Origin of the sequence: Comamonas sp. Y33R10-2 (genome assembly GCF_019355935.1) — a bacterium.
In the GTDB taxonomy this organism is placed as follows: domain Bacteria; phylum Pseudomonadota; class Gammaproteobacteria; order Burkholderiales; family Burkholderiaceae_C; genus Comamonas.
Genome location: NZ_CP079925.1, coordinates 656500 through 673852 on the forward strand (window position 1 = coordinate 656500; position 17353 = coordinate 673852).

Below are 17353 nucleotides of genomic sequence, written 5' to 3' on the forward strand. Positions count from 1 at the left end.
TGCGCGTGGATGCGCTTTTAGAAGCAAAACGTTTGATGTAAACAAGGGCAGTTGAAAACTGCCGAAGAGGAGATTCCCATGGGCCTGAGCACCCACGTTCTAGACACTATGAATGGCTGCCCTGCTGCAGGCATGGCCGTTGAACTATTTTCGATTGACGGTCACAGCGCTACTTTGGTGAAAAGCTTAACGTTGAACCACGATGGCCGAACTGATGCGCCTTTGTTCGATAACAGCACTCTCAAGATTGGCACTTACCGCCTAACTTTTGATGTGGCAGCTTACTTCAAGGCGCGTGGAGTTGAGCTGCCTGAGCCGAATTTTCTGGGCAAAGTCAGCCTAGACTTTGGCGTGGCAAACCCGGCCCAGCATTACCACGTGCCGTTGTTGGTGAGCCCTTGGAGCTATTCAACCTATCGCGGCTCTTAATCAAAGTTTCAGCTCAAAAAATGAGCAGCTTGTTTCCGTCATTAATTGGTTTCGGCGTAAAAATGGCTTCATACCAATGAATGACAGGCACAGGCTGCTATTGTTTTTAATAGGTTTATTTGCCTTTGGAATAAGCCATTGCAATAACCAGCGCGCTGACAAAGTAAAAAGCTTGTAACTCCAGAGCCCAGCCGCCGGAATTGTTCAGCATCAAAATCTGCTTGGTGTGCACTAGCGCAAATGCCACCACCATATTGATTGCAATCACCAGCGCCGCGGGTACGACCCATAAGCCAACCAGCAGCAGCAGCGGTGCAACCACCTCACCCAAGTAGACGGCGTAAGCGAGAAAGCTAGGAGCGCCAAGGTCTGTAATCTTGGCTTCAATGCTGCCAATGCCGAAGCGGATCTTGGCCCAGCCATGAAGCAGCATCAGCAAGGCTAGTGAAACACGCAGCAACACCAAAGCTGCTTTGGGATGGTGAAAGTAATTCCAGAACTTCATGAGCTTCCTGTCATCAACGCTGTGGGCACATCAACAATGCTAGCGCCAATTTCAATGGGAGTCAGACATTGCTTAATCTTTGCACAGGATTATTGATGCTGAATAAATCTGACAATGATGTAAGTATTTTTAGACAACTTGTTTTTCTCTTTGTAGGTCAAGCGCGCAACCTAGTTTTGTGAGACGCCTTGTTGAGAGTCCTCGCACTAGGATTAATGCAACCCTGTATCTGGCAGCTCTTTTATCGGGGGGTGTAAAAGAGCACATCAATGTTGGATTGCAGGATCTTTTATTTATTAAATGTCTAAGCACATTCATCCCACGAAAGGACCTCGGTATGCGTCAAATTTCTATGCGTTCTATTGCTGTGGCTGTTGCTGTGACTGCAGGTGCAATGGCCATGACGGCTTGCACAACGACTAAGCCTGAGACCTCATCGGCCCCACGCGCTGATGCGACTACGGTGAATACGCGTGCTAATGCGGCCCTCGAGCGCCTGTATCAGACTGCACCAGGCTCTAAAGAAATGGTGCAGCGTGCCAAAGGCGTGCTGATTTTCCCATCGGTTATTGGCGGTAGTTTTGTCGTGGGCGTAGAGCATGGTCGCGGTGTACTGCGCGTGGGTAATCAAAACCGTGGCAACTACAGCACAACCGGTGCATCTATTGGCTGGCAAGCTGGCGGCCAATCTAAAGCGGTGATTTATGTGTTCAACACCCAAGAGGCGCTGAACAAGTTCCTCAACAGCGATGGCTGGTCTGTGGGTGCGGATGCAACAGTGGCTGCCGGCAAGATCGGCGCCAATGGCAGCGTGGACACGACAACGGTAAACGCACCGGTGACAAGTTATGTGTTGACTAATGCTGGCTTGGAAGCAGGTGTTTCGCTGCAAGGAACCAAGATCACCAAGATCGTCGAATAAGCATTGTTGGGTTGTGGTGCTACCTGTTGCATCCCGACTTTCAGAGGAGCATCAACATGACTCTTAGTTGATAAGTCTCTTTGAAAAATATAGCTGCCTGTGCTGGCTATCTATTGGTTTTAGATGTTGATTCATCTGAGACACATGGACTGAAAGCGCAGGCAGCTTTTTATTTGATAGCGTTGAAAGCAGCTGCAGGCGTTTAGAGCCGCTAACGCAACCCTTGATACGTCGTTGCTTCGCCTTGTCGTACGCATGTACTGCCTGCGGCTTCGCGCCTCGCCTCAAACGCACACCTTCGGTTTGCTGGGTGATGCTAGCCGTTCTTAAGCCGCTTGCAGCCAAGGCGTGACTTCTTGTTCAGCTAAAGCAGGTAGGTTTAATTTCGTACGCGTATCGTGGCAGCCGTACGAGGCAAAAGGAAAATCCCGGCAAGGGCTTGAGCGCTGTTCATAAATGCCGCAGCCAATGCAGCCTTCACCCACCTCAGGCAATTCGCGCAGGGCTGCACAACGTACCGGATAGCGCTCGGTGCCATTCATGCGGGCACGGTTGCCGTTACCAGGGACGTCATGAGTAAGTGCATCGGGCACGGAGCCACCCATGGATTGCAGCTCATAAATGGAAAACTCCACGCGGTAGTTCTGGCAGCAGGCGCCGCAGCTTAAGCATGGGTGAATAGTTTCAGTCATTGTTTTTCTTCAAAATCAGGCATCGCGGGCACGCCGTCCTCTTTTTAAAGGACGGTTTTTTGCAGATGAATGAAGCGCAAGCGTCAGTAGACGCTTGGCTTCGGTGCCTGGGTCGCTAGGTGTGACCTTGAAGAAACTTCAGATAGAAAGTATGAATGCGCACATACAAAGAGCGCACTCTGGCCGCAAAGCGCTTGAGCGGGCCATAGCAAGAGGGTATGCGTGCGTGGCGGGATGCGTGGGGCTGGCGCAGGGCGCTGGCGCCAAAGCTGTGCCTGATCCCTGAGGCTGCGCGACGCACAAAAGCAAACACCGCCTGCGGGTGTGGTACCAGCAAGCGGTGTTTGAATGGTGTATGACTCAAGTGCATGGAATAGTTAAATGCAAATGAGTCATGTATATGAATTAGTCTGGCTGGCGACCCAGCAGCAGGTATTCCATCAGTGCTTTTTGCACATGCATGCGGTTTTCCGCTTCATCCCAGACCACGGATTGCGGGCCGTCGATGACTTCGGCCTCCACTTCCTCGCCGCGGTGGGCGGGCAGGCAATGCATAAACAGGGCGTCAGTCTTGGCGGATGCCATCATTTCAGCATCAACGCACCAGTCGGCAAACGCCTTCTTGCGTGCTTCGTTCTCGGCTTCATAGCCCATGCTGGTCCACACATCGGTGGTGACCAGATCAGCACCCTTGCAGGCTTCGAGTGGGTCTTTGAACACTTTGTAGCAGCCAGGGTTAACTGCCTTGCCGTTGAAGGCCAGTTGCTCGTCCACTTCGTAGCCACCGGGTGTGCTGACGTGAACCGTGAAGCCCAGTAGATCAGCCGCTTGCAGCCAAGTGTTTGCCATGTTGTTACCGTCACCTACCCAGGCCACCACCTTGCCCTTGATAGAGCCGCGGTGCTCAATGAAGGTGAAGATGTCGGCCAAAATTTGGCAGGGGTGAAACTCGTTGGTCAGGCCGTTGATGACGGGCACGCGCGAGTATTCGGCAAAGCGCTCAATCTTGTCTTGGCCAAAGGTGCGAATCATCACCAAATCGGTCATGCGGCTGATAACGCGGGCGCTGTCCTCAATGGGCTCGGAGCGGCCTAGCTGGCTGTCGCCTGTGGTCAGGTGAACCACGGAGCCGCCCAACTGGTACATACCGGCTTCAAAGCTGACACGGGTGCGTGTGCTGGCTTTTTCGAAAATCATGGCCATGGTGCGGTCCACCAAGGTGTGATGCTTTTCGTAGCCCTTGAACTTTTTCTTGATCAAGGCGGCGCGCGCCAGCAGGTAGTCGTATTCGTCTGCGGTGAAGTCGCTAAATTGCAGGTAATGCTTCATTCGAAATTCCTTGTGTGTTCCGGCGGCTGAGTTCAAGCGGCCAAAACAGCTTGAATCAGGGGCTTGAGCTTGACGACGATTTCGTCAGCTTCGGCCTTGCTCAGAATCAGTGGGGGCACCAAACGGACCACGGTGTCAGCGGTCACGCTCAGCAGCAGGCCGGCTTCAGCAGCTTGGCCAATCAACTGGCCGCAGGGCTTGGTCAGCTCCAGGCCAATCATCAAGCCTTGGCCGCGCACTTCTACATAACCGTCAAGGCTGCTCAGTGCGGCGTGTAGTTGTGCTTTTAAGTACTCGCCCACTTCGGTGGTGTGCGCCAGCAGGCCATCTTCTTCCATGATACGGATGGTTTCAACGCCAGCGCGCATGGACAAAGGGTTGCCACCAAAAGTGGAGCCATGGTTGCCTGCCGTCAGCACCTTGGCTGCGGCATTGTGTGCCACCACAGCGCCCACGGGCACGCCAGAGCCCAGCCCCTTGGCCAAGGTCATCACATCAGGGGTAATGCCGGCCCATTGGTGAGCAAACCATTTGCCAGTGCGACCCATGCCGGCTTGCACTTCGTCCATCATGAGCAGCCAGCCCTTGGCGTCGCACAGCTCGCGCACTTGCTTGAGGTAGTCGGCACGCATGGGGTGCAGGCCGCCTTCGCCTTGAATAGGCTCCATCAAAACGGCGACGATGTTGGGATTGCCTTCGGTGGCATTGACTAATGCTTCGAAATCATTGGGCGCGATGCGGGTAAAGCCATCCAGCAGGGAGCCGAAGCCGTCGCGGACCTTGGGGTTGGCGGTGGCGCTCATGGTGGCGATAGAGCGGCCATGGAAAGCGTGGTCGTAAACCACGATCTCTGGCTTGGCAATGCCCTTATCCACGCCGTACTTGCGGGCGATCTTGATGGCAGCTTCGTTAGCTTCCAGGCCGGTGTTGCAAAAGAACACATTGGTCATGCCCGAGCGTTCAGTCAGCAGTTTGGCCAGAGTTTCTTGGCCGGGCACGTGGTAGTAGTTGGAGGTGTGGATCAGCTTGGCAACTTGATCTTGCAGCGCGGGAACCAGCTTGGGGTGGTTGTGACCCAATGTGTTCACGGCAATGCCGCCCAGAGCATCCAGGTACTCTTTGCCATTCACGTCCCAAACGCGGCAGCCCTGGCCTCGCTCCAGCGCGATAGAAACGCGGCCGTAGGTGGGCATAACGTGGGGCGAAGCTGCCTCGATGAAAGCGGTCATTGCAAGAATCTCCTAGAAAAGCAAGGTCAGTGGTGCGCAAGGCACCTTAAAAATGCGAGGTTTGATTTTAGAGTGCCTAGATAACCCCAACATTGCGGATTACGCATCGTTGCCATGCAATGGGCCTAGGTCATTGTCGGGTTGATGGTTTGGCTCTTATATAAGAGTTAGAATAATTCATTAAGCCTGTTGGTAGAGATCCTGCCCAGTGGCTCGGTCTTATTTAGCGAATATTTGATGGTTACCCCTTCCAGCAAAGAACTGTTCATCATGGGTATGACCCATGCCGGCAAAACTTTTCGACCCAGCGACTGGGCCGAGCGCTTGGCTGGGGTGATGAGCCAGTTTCGCCCCGGAGGCGCCTGTGCCGGTAGTCATTTGAGCTACTCACCTTGGTGTGTACCCACCGTGATGAATGGCACCAAGTGCGTAGTTATCAACCGTGATCTGCGCGACTATGAGCCCATGGCCTGGGACTTCTGCCTGAACTTTGCCAAGGACAATGATCTGCAAGTGGCTGAAGCTTGTCTGATTCCTGATGGTCCTAAGAAAGCCTGATAGGCTTTCTTTTTAAAACCGAGAAATGAACGAACGCACAAAGGTGCGTTTTTTTATATCTGCACTTCTGTGAGGTCTGGTTCAGCAAAGTGGCTGCAAGCAGGAGCCGCCTTGCAGTGATGCATTTGTTCTCTAAGGTTAGGAATAAAGCACTTCAAAGGGGTAAACGCCCACAAAAAAACCGCCCTGAGGCGGTTTTGATGTTTTTTTGCTGACAGCGCACCCATTACAAACGGCAGATGACCGAAGTCATCCGTGCTTGGGTTTTGCCGGTATTAAGCGGCGAGTGCCAGGGTCTTCACCTTGGCAGACAGACGGCTCTTATCGCGAGCTGCCTTGTTCTTGTGGAAGATGCCCTTGTCGGCGATCAAATCGATCACGGACTGAGCCTTGGCAAACAGTTCAGCTGCCTTAGTCTTGTCGCCGGCCACAACAGCCTTTTCGACATTCTTAACAGCAGTGCGGTACTTGGAACGCAGCGAAGTGTTCGCAGCGTTCAGCTTGATGGTTTGGCGAGCGCGCTTGCGGCCGGAGGCCAAGCGGGGGTTCTTTTTGGCTTTAGTTGCCATGATTTAATTCCTTGTGTGTCTGAGGATGATGTCAGCAAAGCGGGCGATTATAGCACCCCTGCGCCGCTTTGTGGCTTGCCCATTCTCTCGCTGGGTGAGCGAGGCGACAGCTTTGCTGCGGGGCTTCCTTTGCTCGCTGCCTTGACTTGTTGTGCGCCAGTGCAGGCGCTGCGTGTTGGTTTCAGAGTGCAAAGCGCCGCAAATCGCCCTGCAGCCAATGGCGCGAACGCATACACTTCGCTGCGTGTCACTGTTCAAAGCCGCCTCCACCGTATCCCTGATGACGCTAGCTTCCCGTATTACGGGGCTGGTGCGTGATCTGCTCATGGCCTCCATGTTCGGAGCCAATGCGCTCACAGACGCGTTCAATGTCGCCTTCAGAATTCCTAACCTGTTTCGGCGCCTGTTTGCCGAAGGGGCGTTTAGCCAAGCCTTTGTGCCGGTGCTGGCCGCTAGTAAGACCAAGGATGGGGAAGAGGCTACGCGCCAGCTGATTGGCCATGTGGCGACGATTTTGTTTTGGACGCTGCTAGTCGTGTGCGTGCTTGGCGTGGTGGGCGCGCCTGTTTTAGTTTGGCTGTTGGCCAGCGGCATGCGCCAGTCGCCTGACGGATACCACGCGGCGGTGGTGATGACGCGCTGGATGTTCCCCTACATCGGTTTTATGTCGCTGGTGGCGCTGTCGGCGGGTGTACTCAATACCTGGAAGAAGTTTGCTGTGCCTGCAGCAACGCCTGTGCTGCTGAACTTGAGCATGATTGCGGCGGCCGTGCTGGGTGCGCCTTGGTTGAAAAAGCTGGGCATTGAGCCCATTTATGCCATGGCCGGTGGCGTCATGCTGGGCGGTGTGCTGCAGTTGGCGGTGCAAATTCCTGCGCTGCGTGCGATGTCGCTGATGCCGCGCATTGGCTTTTCGCCCTCTGCCATTCGCGCCGCGTGGGATGAGGCCGGCGTGCGCCGCATTTTGTCGCTGATGGGGCCGGCCTTGCTGGGCGTGGGTGTGGCGCAGATTTCATTGATGATCAACACCCAGATCGCCTCTTATATGGCGCCGGGCAGTGTGACTTGGTTGTTTTATGCCGACCGGCTGATGGAGTTTCCCACTGCTTTGCTGGGCGTGGCGCTGGGCGTGGTGCTAACGCCGCAGTTATCTTCCGCCAAGGCTGCGGGCGATGATGAGCGTTACTCCAATATGCTGGATTGGGGCTTGCGTCTGGTCGTGCTGTTGGCCGTGCCTTGCGCTGTGGGTTTGCTGACTTTTTCCACGCCACTCGTGGCCACGCTGTTTCACCGCGGTGCGTTGAACGACAGCGATGTGGGGCAGATTTCGCTGGCGCTGATGGGTTATGGCGCGGGTTTGCTGGGGCTGGTGGCTATCAAGGTACTGGCTCCCGGCTATTACGCCAGTCAAGACATTCGCACCCCCGTGAAGATTGCGGTCGTCGTGTTGGTTCTTACGCAGTTACTCAACCTCGCGTTGGTGCCTTGGCTCAAGCACACGGGGTTGGCGCTTTCCATTGGCTTGGCTGCACTGATCAATGCTACTTGGCTGCTGGTTGGTCTGCTGCGCCGCGGCACTTACAAGCCTGGGCCGGGTTGGTTGAAATTCATTGTGCAAGTGATCGCGGCAAGTGTGTTACTGGCGGTGCTGCTGCTATGGGGTAGCCAGCATTTTGACTGGGTAGGTTTGCGCAGCAATGGCTTTTTGCGTGCAGGCTTGCTGGCCGCCATGATGGCCGCTGCTGCGGCGCTGTACTTTGGCGTGCTGATGCTGTCGGGCTTGAAGCTGCGCCAATTGTTGCGTCGCTAATTGAGGTGTTGCTCATGAAATGTGAGCGGCTTGTCTAGGTATTACCTAGACTTTCAGCGGTTTTTCTTGCAAGCGACTCCTAAGCAGCTTACAAACCTGCTTATGAACTGGACGATTGACGAGCACCCCACGGCCTTCAAGTATTTTGGCTCTTTGGTGCAAAGCGATGAAAGCTTTGCACTGATGGAGGCCGCCATTAGCATTGCGCAGGATGCTGAACCCGACTTGGACCTGCAAGCCGTGCAAGCCGAGTTGGACCGCCTGCAGGTGCGGCTGGTGCAGCGGCTGGCGGGCGAAGATGATGACTTGCGCAAGCTCAGTGTGCTCAACCAGTTTTTTTATGGAGAGCTGGGCTTTGCTGGCAACCTCAACAACTATTACGACCCGGCTAATAGCTACATTCACCACGTGCTGCAAACGCGACGTGGCATTCCTATCAGTGTGGCGTTGATTTGGCTGGAGCTGGCGCGCAGCATTGATTTGCCCGTGGAAGGGATTGGTTTCCCAGGGCACTTTTTGGTGAAGGTGAGTTTGACGCAGGGTCAGGTGGTGCAAGACCCGCTGACAGGTGATTCTTTCTCTGCCAATGCGCTGGCAGAGCGATTGCAGCCTTATCTCGATCAAGCCGACATTACGCTTGAAGATGCTCCGCCGCTAGGCCTGTATTTGCAGGCGGCCCACCCGCGTGATGTGATGGTGCGCATGTTGCGCAACCTGCAGGAAATTCACCACGCACAAAAAGACTGGCCCATGTTAGTTGCGGTGCTCAATCGTTTGATCTTGCTGCAGCCAGAGCGCGAAGAGCTTTACCGCGACCGGGGTATGGCTTATGTCCAATGGGGAGTTGCAGGCAAGGCGCTATTAGATTTAGAGCGCTATGCCCTTGTTGCAAAAGGACTAGAGGCTGAATTGATTGCTAAAAACATTGCCAAGCTGCGCCAAGCTGACTAACGGCACAAGACAGCTCACACCAGTTTTGCCGCTTCCAGCTCTTTCTTGAGGTAGGCGTAAAACAGCGGCGCAGCCACCAGCCCTGCGGGGCCGAAGACCGATTCGGCGACAAACATCACGGCTAAAAGCTCCCACACACCCATGTGAGTGCGAGTGCCTACTACCTTGGCATTGATGACGTATTCAGCCTTGTGAATCAAAATCAAAAAGCCCAAGCAGGCAGCGGCAGCCACGGGAGATACGGATAGACCTACAAGCGTCAGCACCGCATTGCACAGCAAGTTACCGACGATGGGGATGAGGCCAGCCACAAAGGTCAACGTGATAAGGGCTGGCGTGTAGGGCAGCTCCAGATCCCAGATGGGCAATATGCCCAGCAAAAAGATGGAGGTCAGCAAGGTGTTGAAAGCTGCAATCCAGAACTGTGCCGCCACGATTTGTTTGAATGCCAGTGCAAAGTGGCCAATGCGTTGCTGCAGTGCATAGACCAGCGGCGGGCGTTGAGGGCCGACGGGGCGCACAGCGGCCAAGGCGCCGATGATCAAACCCACATAGGCATAGAGCAGGCCAGTTAACCATGCGCGACCTGCTGTGGCCAGAGTGCCTGCTTTGGCCGCAATGTAGCTGGCTAGCTTGCGCTGAATGTCTTGGGCGCCATCAGGCAGTTGATCTGCAATGTCTGAAGGCAGCTTTGTGCGCAGCTCAAGCACCGTGCTGGCCAGATAGTCCAGCAGCTCTTTGTACTGGGCCGGGGCTTCGGTGATGTAGGTGCGCGTATGTGAAAGAGCGCCGCTGAGCAGAGCCAGGGGCGCAAGAATTACGATGGTGGTGGCGACCACCTGGGTCCAGCGGGGGAGCTGGTGGCTGTGAAAAGCGCGAGAGTTCGTCCGCGACAGCAGACGAGACAGTGCGCGGGTGAGCATAAAGCCCACGCACACGCACAGCAGGCCAGGGAGTATTCCCTGATGCATGACGAGCAGCAGTGCCGCTCCCATCAACAAGTAACTGGCCAATATGACCTTGGGCGAAGGGCCCGGTTGCGTCGAGATGGGGGCTGGCAAGTGCTGCGTCATTCAAGCTCGGGGTAGGGGTGCTTTAGTGAAAAGGTACTTAGCGCACTTCAACTGGCTTGCCGGCACCAAGGTCGGCGATAGCGCCAATGGTGTAGACCGACTCGCCTAGATCAGTCAGAGTGGCTGCGGTAGCGGCAGCATCTTCAGCAGCAACCACCACCACCATGCCGATACCGTTGTTGAACGTGCGGTTCATTTCGATATCGTCAATGCCGGCGGTCTTTTGCAGCCAAGCAAACAGCTCGGTCTGTGGCCAGCTACCTGCTGTCAGGTGCGCAGCTGTGCCTTCGGGCAGAACGCGGGGAATGTTTTCCAGCAAGCCGCCGCCGGTAATGTGAGCCAGTGCCTTGATGGGGTGCTTTTCCAGCGCGGTCAGCACGTTCTTTACGTACAGGCGGGTGGGCTCCATGATGGCGGCCTTGAAAGGCTTGCCGTCCAGAGTCTCAGGCACAGTTCCTTGGGCTTCAGCGCGCTCGATGCACTTGCGCACCAGCGAGAAGCCGTTGGAATGCACGCCGTGCGAGGTCAGGCCCAGCACCACGTCGCCGGGCTTGACGTTCTGCCCGGTCAAAATTTTGGACTTTTCGACAGCGCCGACGGCAAAACCTGCCAGATCGTATTCGCCATCAGGGTACATGCCGGGCATTTCAGCGGTTTCGCCGCCAATCAATGCGCAGCCAGACAGCTCGCAGCCCTTGGCGATGCCGCCAACCACGGCAGCAGCTGTATCCACATTCAGCTTGCCGCAAGCGAAGTAGTCGAGGAAGAACAGGGGCTCGGCGCCTTGCACCAGCACGTCGTTGACGCTCATGGCGACCAAGTCGATGCCCACGGTGTCGTGCATATTCCATTCAAAGGCCAGCTTGAGCTTGGTGCCCACGCCATCGGTGCCGGAGACCAGCACGGGTTCCTTGTAGCGCTTAGGCACTTCAAACAGGGCGCCAAAGCCGCCGATGCCAGCCATCACGCCTTCGCGCATGGTTTTCTTGGCCAGAGGCTTGATGCGCTCAATCAGTGCGTCGCCTGCGTCGATATCAACGCCTGCGTCTTTGTAGGAAATGGGAGTAGAGGAGGATGCGGAAGAGCTCATCGATGGGTCCGGTGCTGGTAGCGCCCTGCATGGGCGGCAAACCCAAGGATTCTACGGCGCTTACCTTGGCTGCGGGGTGGGCTTGGCGTGGTCTAAAGGGTTTTGCAGGTGCATTCATGGTCTGACTACAACAACAGCGGTAGGCAAAATCAGCCTGAATTGGCTTGGGGGCGGCAAGTGCAGACTAAAATTAGTGCTTTTGTTACGACGCATGCAATCGCGCGATCACGCTTGGGGCTTTTGCTCGGCATGATCAGAGTGCACATTTGGGCCACTGTCTCTTCCACATTGATGCTGAAAAATCTCCTGTCAGATTTCACCGCATGGGCTCCCCAACGCTCAGGGAAGGGGGCGCTGCGCATATGCCGCAGATGAAACAGCTGGCTCTGGATATCAGCACTGCACCCGGCCCGACCTTGTCGCGTTTTTTTGTGGGTCCTAATGCTGCCCTGATTGACCATCTGCGTCATTGGGTAGGTGACGGTCAGCTACAAAAGTCTCGCACCCCAGTGCCCACTTATCTCTGGGGTGAGGCGGGGTCAGGCAAAAGCCATTTACTTAAAGCCGTGCGTGAAGCGCTGCGAGAGCAGGGCGCCATGGTGGGTTGGATGGATGCGTCTACGCCCTTTCCTCCTGCATTTGATGAGCGCTGGGTGGCTGTGCTCATGGACGATGTGGATATCTACACACCGTTCCAGCAGGCTCGCGCCTTTAATTGGTTTGTTAATGCGACCAGTCCAGCGACTGGCTTGCCGCGCTGGGTGTTGGGTGCAGGGCAACTGCCAGTGGCTGATTTGAAACTGCGTGAAGATCTGCGCACCCGCTTGGGCTGGGGTCATGTCTACCAGCTGCATTTGCTCGATGAACCGGCACGCCGCGCCGTGCTGAGACAAGAAGCCGATGCCCGTGGTGTTTTTTTGAGTGACGAAGTAATGGATTACATGCTCAGGCGTTTCTCACGCGATCTGGGCTCGTTGATGCAACTTCTGGATATGCTGGATGGTTTTGCATTGCGCAGCAAGCGTGCCATCACCATTCCGCTGCTCAAAACCATGCTGGAAACTGAGTGAAGTTACGCGCACTCTTGCTTGCACCGCTTCACGCTTTGGCCGTGCCACAGCATTTTTTGTTGGATTTGAATGTCGACTTCTGAACTGCTGAACAAGCCCAAGCTGGCTCTTTTTGATCTGGACCATACCCTGCTGCCGCTGGATTCTGACCATGGCTGGGGTGAGTTCTCTATCGCCATTGGCTGGTGCGATCAAGAGGCGTTTGGTCGTCAGAACGATGCTTTTTTTGAAGACTACCAAGCCGGGCAGCTCAATATTCCTGACTATGTGCGCTTTGCCACGGCTGCCGTGGTCGAGCGAGGCCAGGTAGAGTCAACGGCTGCTCATCAGCGATTTATGGACGAAGTGATCCGTCCTGCGATGAAGCCTGCAGCCATTGAGCTGGTGCAGCAGCATCTAAAGGCGGGCGATACGGTAGTCATTACCTCGGCCACCAATGAATTTGTGACCGGCCCTATCGCCAAAGCCTTTGGCGTACAGCATTTGCTGGCCACCGAGTTGGAGCGTGATGCCAAGGGCTGGTTTACGGGTGAAATTGCAGGCACCCCGAACATGCGCGAAGGCAAGGTGGTGCGCATGACCGAATGGCTGGCTGAAAGAAACTTGCGCTGGGAAGACGTGGAAGCGACCTTCTACAGCGACTCTATGAACGATGTGCCCCTGCTTGAAAAAGTGGATCACCCTGTGGCCACCAACCCCGATGCGCGCTTGCGTGCCCTAGCCGAGGAACGCGGCTGGCGCATCGTGGACTTATTTAGCGAAGCACCATGATTAAAAATATTATCGACAAGCTGTTGGGAAAAAGCCCCGCCGCTCCCCGCTCGCGCAAGCCCAAGTTCGGCAAACGTGATGAGGTATCTGTGCAGGTACACGGCATTGACCCGAACCTCGTCGATGACCGCGCCATTGATGTGGTGCAGACACTCAAGCATGCAGGCTTTGAAGCCTACATCGTCGGCGGCGCTGTGCGCGACCTGCTCCTGGGTCTACAGCCCAAAGACTTTGACGTGGCGACCAATGCCACGCCTGAGCAGGTCAAAAACCTGTTTCGCCGTGCCTTCATCATTGGCAAGCGTTTTCGTATCGTTCACGTGGTGTATGGCCGCGGTCGTGAAAACGAGGTTATCGAAGTTTCGACCTTCCGTGCCTTTTTGGATAACAGCGCTGCCGAGCAAGTCAGCGGCAATGAACGCACCAGCAAGAGCGAACTGGCAGGCATGAAGCATGCAGTAGACGCCAGCGGCCGCGTGCTGCGCGATAACGTTTGGGGTCCACAAGACCAAGATGCTGCGCGCCGCGACTTCACCATCAACGCCATGTATTACGACCCCGAGACGCAAATCGTGGTCGACTATCACGGCGGTATTGCAGACGCTAAAAAGAAGCTGCTGCGCATGATTGGCGACCCTGCTACGCGCTACCGCGAAGATCCGGTGCGCATCATCCGCGCTGTGCGTTTTGCGGCAAAGCTGAGCAGCAAAGACTTCAAGCTGGAAGCCAAGACCGCCAAGCCGCTGGTTGAATGCGAGCCGCTGCTGCAGGAAGTGCCGCAAAGCCGTTTGTTTGACGAAATGCTCAAGCTGCTGCAAACCGGTCACGCGATTGCATCGGTGGAGCAGCTCAAGGCGCTGGGCCTGTCGCGCGGCATCTACCCGCTGCTCGATGTGGTGATGGAGCGTGCTGATCATCCCTTTGTGCAAGCTGCGCTGATGGATACCGACCGCCGAGTCGCCGAAGGCAAGCCTGTAGCGCCCAGCTTTTTGCTGGCCTGCGTGCTGTGGCAAGACGTCAAAACCGGTTGGGAAAAGCGTTTGGGCAAGGGCTATCACCCCTTCCCAGCCCTGCAAGAGTCGATTGATGAAGTGTTTGACCAGCGCATCGGCGATGTGTCGGGGCGAGGCAAACTGGCGGCGGATATGCGTGAGATTTGGGTCATGCAGCCGCGCTTTGACAAGCGTACGGGCGCAACGCCCAACTCCATGGTGGCGCAGCAGCGCTTTCGTGCTGGCTTTGACTTTATGCGCTTGCGCGCTGACATTGGCGAGGTGGAGGAAAGCCTGGCTAGCTGGTGGCAAGAGTTCCAATATGCGGACGATGTTGTGCGTGCAGACCTGATTGCTCAGGCCCGTGACGAGCAGCGCGCCCGCCAGCGCAGCCAACAGCCAGCAGCCCCCAAGGTGCACCGCGTAGCCAAGAAAAATGCCCAGGGCGATGAGGTGAGTAGTCCGCTCGATGAGGTTATCGCTGCAGCGAAAGACGGCGATGCGCCTAAAAAGCGCCGCCGCCGTCGCCGCAAGCCTGCAGAAGGCAGCGCCGTCAGCGGTGGTGATGAGTAAAAAAAGTGATGCCTTGACTGTATTGTCTGCCGATACGGTGGCCATCGGTCTGGGTGCCAATCTAGGCGATGCAAGGCAAACGTTGAGCTGGGCCGTAAAGGCTTTGGCCCAACTGCCGCAAACCCAGTTGTTGGCGGTTTCTTCGCTCTACAGCACCAAGCCTATTGATTCGTCAGGGCCTGATTATTTGAATGCGGTGGCGCTGGTGTCTACTCAGCAGGCGCCACTGGCATTTTTGCAAGCGTTACAAGCCATTGAGCTGCAAGCCGGGCGCGAGCGACCCTATCGCAATGCTCCTCGCACGCTGGATTTGGATATTGAGCTTTGGGGTGATTGGCAGTCTAGCGACGCTGTGCTGACCGTGCCCCATCCCCGCATGTGGGAGCGCGCTTTTGTACTGGTGCCGCTGGCTGAAATTGCGCCCCAGTGCGTGAGTGCTGATCAGTTGCAGGTCGTGGCTAATCAGGGCATTGAGCGCAGCTTAGAGCAAGGCTGGTGGCAGGCCTAAAATGGACTTTCGCTACTTATTTAATAGCAACTGATCCTTTTTTATAAAGGACTACAGCCTTAAAAGCATTAAAAAGCCCCGGTACCTTGCGGTCCGGGGCTTTGTCATTGATTTAGCGCTCTGGCTTAGTCCACCTTGGCGCCTGATGCCTTCACAATAGACTGGTACTTGGTACGTTCGGCGGCCATGAACTTGTCGAATTCAGCAGGTGTCGAGCCCACGGGTTCAGCCATCAGCGTGTTAAAGCGTGACTTTGTTTCAGGGGCGTGCAGAGCGTCGTTGAAAGCCTTGCTCAGCTTGTCCAGCACAGGCTTGGGTGTGCCAGCCGGAGCAACCAAACCCCACCATGTATCAATTGCAAAACCGGGGTAGGTTTTGGACAGGGCGGGCACGCCGGGTAGCAGAGGCGAGGGGTTGAGCGATGTCACCGCCAAAGCTAGCAGCTTGCCGCTCTTGATGTTGGGGGCAGCGGCAGCCAGGTTGTCGATGTTGAAGTCGACTTCGCCAGACAGCAAAGCCATCTGGGCAGGGTTGGCGCCGCGGTAGGGCACGTGCAGAGCGAAAATCCCCGCTTTTTGTTTAAGCATTTCGCCGGCCAAGTGGCCTGCCGAGCCATTGCCGCCGCTGCCGTAGTTCAGTTTGGCAGGATTGCTTTTGGCATAGCTGATGAGGTCAGCCATGTTGTGAATTTTGAGCTGGGTGGCCTTGGCCGCATTCATCACCAGAACATTGGGCACGCGCACCATCTGGGTGATGCCGGCAAAGTCCTTGCCTGCGTCATAAGGCATCTTGGCGTAGAGCCAAGGGTTGACGGCATGTGTAGCGGTTGCTGCAAGACCGATGGTCAGGCCATCAGGAGTTGCCTTGGCAATGGCATCGGCACCAATATTGCCGCCAGCGCCGGCCTTGTTGTCGATGACCACCACGCCCAGCGAATCACGCACGCGCTCAGCCAGTGCGCGCGAGGTAATGTCCAGCGGACCACCGGGCGCATAAGGCACGATCAGACGAATGGTTTCTTGGGCCTGCGAGAGGGGGGAGGCCAAGGCAGCAACAGCCGCCATGACCGAGAGAAGGCTGTTTCTACGGTTCATAGTTTGCTATTGTGCAAAAAATTGCAACCCTATCAGGCTAGCCAGTTATTCAAACAGGAATTTTGCGTGTAAACCCCTATGAATGATGAAAATCACCGGGGTTTGCACTAATTAAGGTTCTTATTTGTCTGCTTCGGAGGTGAAAGCATCCGCGTAAAACTCTTCGGTAAGCAGGCCTCGTTCGCTGGTATAAGCGGCGCGGGCCGAATTCACCACGATGGGAGCACCGCAGGCGTAGACCTGATGGGCGGACAGGTCGGGGAAGTCAGCCATCACGGCCTGATGCACAAAGCCGGTGCGGCCCGTCCAGGCGTCTTCAGGCAGGGCGTCCGAGACCACGGGGATGTAGGTGAGTTGCGGCATGGCGGCAGTTTGCTCGGCAATCCACGCAGCATCGTACATATCGGCAGGGCGGCGACCACCCCAGTACAGGGTGGTGGGGCGCTTGATGCCCTTGTGGCGCATCTGCTCGATCAAGGCCTTGATAGGGGCAAAGCCCGTGCCAGAGGCAAGCAAGATGATGGGCTTGTCCGAATCTTCACGCAGGAAGAAGCTGCCGAACGGGCCTTCCACGCGCAGGATTTCTTTTTCCTTCATGGCGCCAAACACATGGTCGGTGAACTTGCCGCCTTCCATGTGGCGGATATGCAGCTCAAGACCCGGAGTGGTTTCTTGCACATGCGGAGCGGTAGCCATGGAGTAAGCGCGGCGGGAGCCGTCGCGCAAAATGAATTCCACATACTGGCCCGCGTGATACTGGAACTTCTCGCTGGCGGGCAGTTGCAGACGCACCTGCATCACGTCGTGCGATTTTTTCTCCAGCGCTGCCACGCGCACGGGCATTTTCTTGATGGGGAAGGCGCTGGCATCGGTGACTTGGCGTGACTCGAGCACCACGTTGCTGTGCGGCGTGGCGCAGCAGGTCAGCACATAGCCGCTGGCTTCTTCATCGGCGCTGAGCGCTTTGTCTGAATGTGTGCCGTGGCTTACGTCGCCACTGATTTTTTTGCACTTGCAAGAGCCACAAGCACCATCCTTGCAGCCATAGGGCAGGCCTACGCCGGTGCGGATTGCAGCAGCCAAAATGGTTTCAGCGCCTTGAGTGGCAAAAGCGCGTCCGCTGGGCTGGACAGTAATTTCAAACGAAGCGTTGGCAATCTCGGTCATGACGATTTTCTAGGTATCCTT

Annotated in this window: 19 protein-coding genes; 9 read left to right on the forward strand and 10 right to left on the reverse strand. The window is 56.0% G+C overall.

The annotated features are described in order from the left end of the window. Positions 1-78: 78 nt before the first annotated feature. Positions 79-429: a hydroxyisourate hydrolase gene (gene uraH / locus KUF54_RS02855; RefSeq protein ID WP_219345073.1), complete on the forward strand. Its 351-nt coding sequence runs from the start codon at positions 79-81 to the stop codon at positions 427-429. A gap of 115 nt (positions 430-544) precedes the next feature. On the opposite strand, the gene KUF54_RS02860 is transcribed toward uraH, so the two are convergent. Next, positions 545-934: a DoxX family protein gene (locus KUF54_RS02860; protein ID WP_219345075.1), complete on the reverse strand. Its 390-nt coding sequence runs from the start codon at positions 932-934 to the stop codon at positions 545-547. 337 nt (positions 935-1271) lie between these two features. Between KUF54_RS02860 and KUF54_RS02865 the strand changes: the two genes are divergently transcribed. Then, positions 1272-1856, forward strand: a complete 585-nt coding sequence (locus tag KUF54_RS02865; RefSeq protein WP_219345077.1) for a YSC84-related protein — start codon at positions 1272-1274, stop codon at positions 1854-1856. A 326-nt stretch (positions 1857-2182) separates the two neighbouring features. Here the strand turns inward: KUF54_RS02865 and KUF54_RS02870 are convergent, their stop codons facing one another. The 4 genes from KUF54_RS02870 to KUF54_RS02885 all read right to left on the reverse strand — a co-directional run bounded on the left by KUF54_RS02870 (position 2183) and on the right by KUF54_RS02885 (position 5106). Further along, the gene (locus KUF54_RS02870) at positions 2183-2548 is read right to left on the reverse strand and encodes a YkgJ family cysteine cluster protein (protein ID WP_219345079.1); all 366 of its coding nucleotides are present in this window, start codon (positions 2546-2548) and stop codon (positions 2183-2185) included. Positions 2549-2663: 115 nt separating this feature from the next. Continuing rightward, positions 2664-2918: a hypothetical protein gene (locus KUF54_RS02875; RefSeq protein ID WP_219345081.1), complete on the reverse strand. Its 255-nt coding sequence runs from the start codon at positions 2916-2918 to the stop codon at positions 2664-2666. Positions 2919-2953: 35 nt separating this feature from the next. Continuing rightward, positions 2954-3877, reverse strand: coding sequence for an ornithine carbamoyltransferase (gene argF / locus KUF54_RS02880; protein ID WP_219345083.1), 924 nt, complete (start codon positions 3875-3877; stop codon positions 2954-2956). Positions 3878-3909: 32 nt separating this feature from the next. Continuing rightward, positions 3910-5106, reverse strand: coding sequence for an aspartate aminotransferase family protein (locus KUF54_RS02885; RefSeq protein WP_219345085.1), 1197 nt, complete (start codon positions 5104-5106; stop codon positions 3910-3912). Between the two features lie 237 nt (positions 5107-5343). Here KUF54_RS02885 and KUF54_RS02890 point away from each other — a divergent pair, with 237 nt between their 5' ends. After that, complete coding sequence (locus KUF54_RS02890; RefSeq protein ID WP_219345087.1) at positions 5344-5664, forward strand: DUF3579 domain-containing protein; 321 nt, start codon at positions 5344-5346, stop codon at positions 5662-5664. A gap of 275 nt (positions 5665-5939) precedes the next feature. Here the strand turns inward: KUF54_RS02890 and rpsT are convergent, their stop codons facing one another. After that, positions 5940-6233 (reverse strand): 30S ribosomal protein S20, encoded by a 294-nt coding sequence (gene rpsT / locus KUF54_RS02895; RefSeq protein WP_219345089.1) that lies wholly within the window; start codon positions 6231-6233, stop codon positions 5940-5942. Positions 6234-6477: 244 nt separating this feature from the next. On the opposite strand from rpsT, the gene murJ reads away from it, so the two are divergent. Both murJ and KUF54_RS02905 read left to right on the forward strand, forming a co-directional pair. Then, the gene (gene murJ, locus KUF54_RS02900; protein ID WP_219345091.1) at positions 6478-8043 is read left to right on the forward strand and encodes a murein biosynthesis integral membrane protein MurJ; all 1566 of its coding nucleotides are present in this window, start codon (positions 6478-6480) and stop codon (positions 8041-8043) included. Positions 8044-8145: 102 nt separating this feature from the next. Continuing rightward, complete coding sequence (locus tag KUF54_RS02905) at positions 8146-8994, forward strand: SirB1 family protein (RefSeq protein WP_219345093.1); 849 nt, start codon at positions 8146-8148, stop codon at positions 8992-8994. A gap of 14 nt (positions 8995-9008) precedes the next feature. On the opposite strand, the gene KUF54_RS02910 is transcribed toward KUF54_RS02905, so the two are convergent. Further along, positions 9009-10067, reverse strand: coding sequence for an AI-2E family transporter (locus tag KUF54_RS02910; protein WP_219345095.1), 1059 nt, complete (start codon positions 10065-10067; stop codon positions 9009-9011). Between the two features lie 37 nt (positions 10068-10104). Beyond that, positions 10105-11157 (reverse strand): phosphoribosylformylglycinamidine cyclo-ligase, encoded by a 1053-nt coding sequence (gene purM, locus KUF54_RS02915; RefSeq protein ID WP_219345097.1) that lies wholly within the window; start codon positions 11155-11157, stop codon positions 10105-10107. A 371-nt stretch (positions 11158-11528) separates the two neighbouring features. On the opposite strand from purM, the gene hda reads away from it, so the two are divergent. From hda to folK, 4 genes are all read left to right on the forward strand, one after another. Continuing rightward, positions 11529-12227: a DnaA regulatory inactivator Hda gene (gene hda, locus KUF54_RS02920; protein ID WP_219345099.1), complete on the forward strand. Its 699-nt coding sequence runs from the start codon at positions 11529-11531 to the stop codon at positions 12225-12227. Between the two features lie 69 nt (positions 12228-12296). Further along, complete coding sequence (locus tag KUF54_RS02925) at positions 12297-12998, forward strand: HAD family phosphatase (RefSeq protein ID WP_219345101.1); 702 nt, start codon at positions 12297-12299, stop codon at positions 12996-12998. Then, positions 12995-14563 (forward strand): polynucleotide adenylyltransferase PcnB, encoded by a 1569-nt coding sequence (pcnB, locus tag KUF54_RS02930; RefSeq protein ID WP_219345103.1) that lies wholly within the window; start codon positions 12995-12997, stop codon positions 14561-14563. The genes KUF54_RS02925 and pcnB overlap by 4 nt, the downstream gene beginning before the upstream one ends. Positions 14564-14576: 13 nt before the next feature. Beyond that, the gene (gene folK, locus KUF54_RS02935) at positions 14577-15071 is read left to right on the forward strand and encodes a 2-amino-4-hydroxy-6-hydroxymethyldihydropteridine diphosphokinase (protein WP_370627575.1); all 495 of its coding nucleotides are present in this window, start codon (positions 14577-14579) and stop codon (positions 15069-15071) included. A 125-nt stretch (positions 15072-15196) separates the two neighbouring features. Here folK and KUF54_RS02940 read toward each other — a convergent pair whose 3' ends face one another. Together KUF54_RS02940 and KUF54_RS02945 are read right to left on the reverse strand one after the other, a co-directional pair. Next, positions 15197-16165, reverse strand: a complete 969-nt coding sequence (locus KUF54_RS02940; RefSeq protein ID WP_219345107.1) for a tripartite tricarboxylate transporter substrate binding protein — start codon at positions 16163-16165, stop codon at positions 15197-15199. A 120-nt stretch (positions 16166-16285) separates the two neighbouring features. Further along, entirely contained in the window at positions 16286-17332 is a 1047-nt protein-coding gene (locus tag KUF54_RS02945) for a CDP-6-deoxy-delta-3,4-glucoseen reductase (RefSeq protein ID WP_219345109.1), read from the reverse strand. Between the last annotated feature and the right edge of the window lie 21 nt (positions 17333-17353).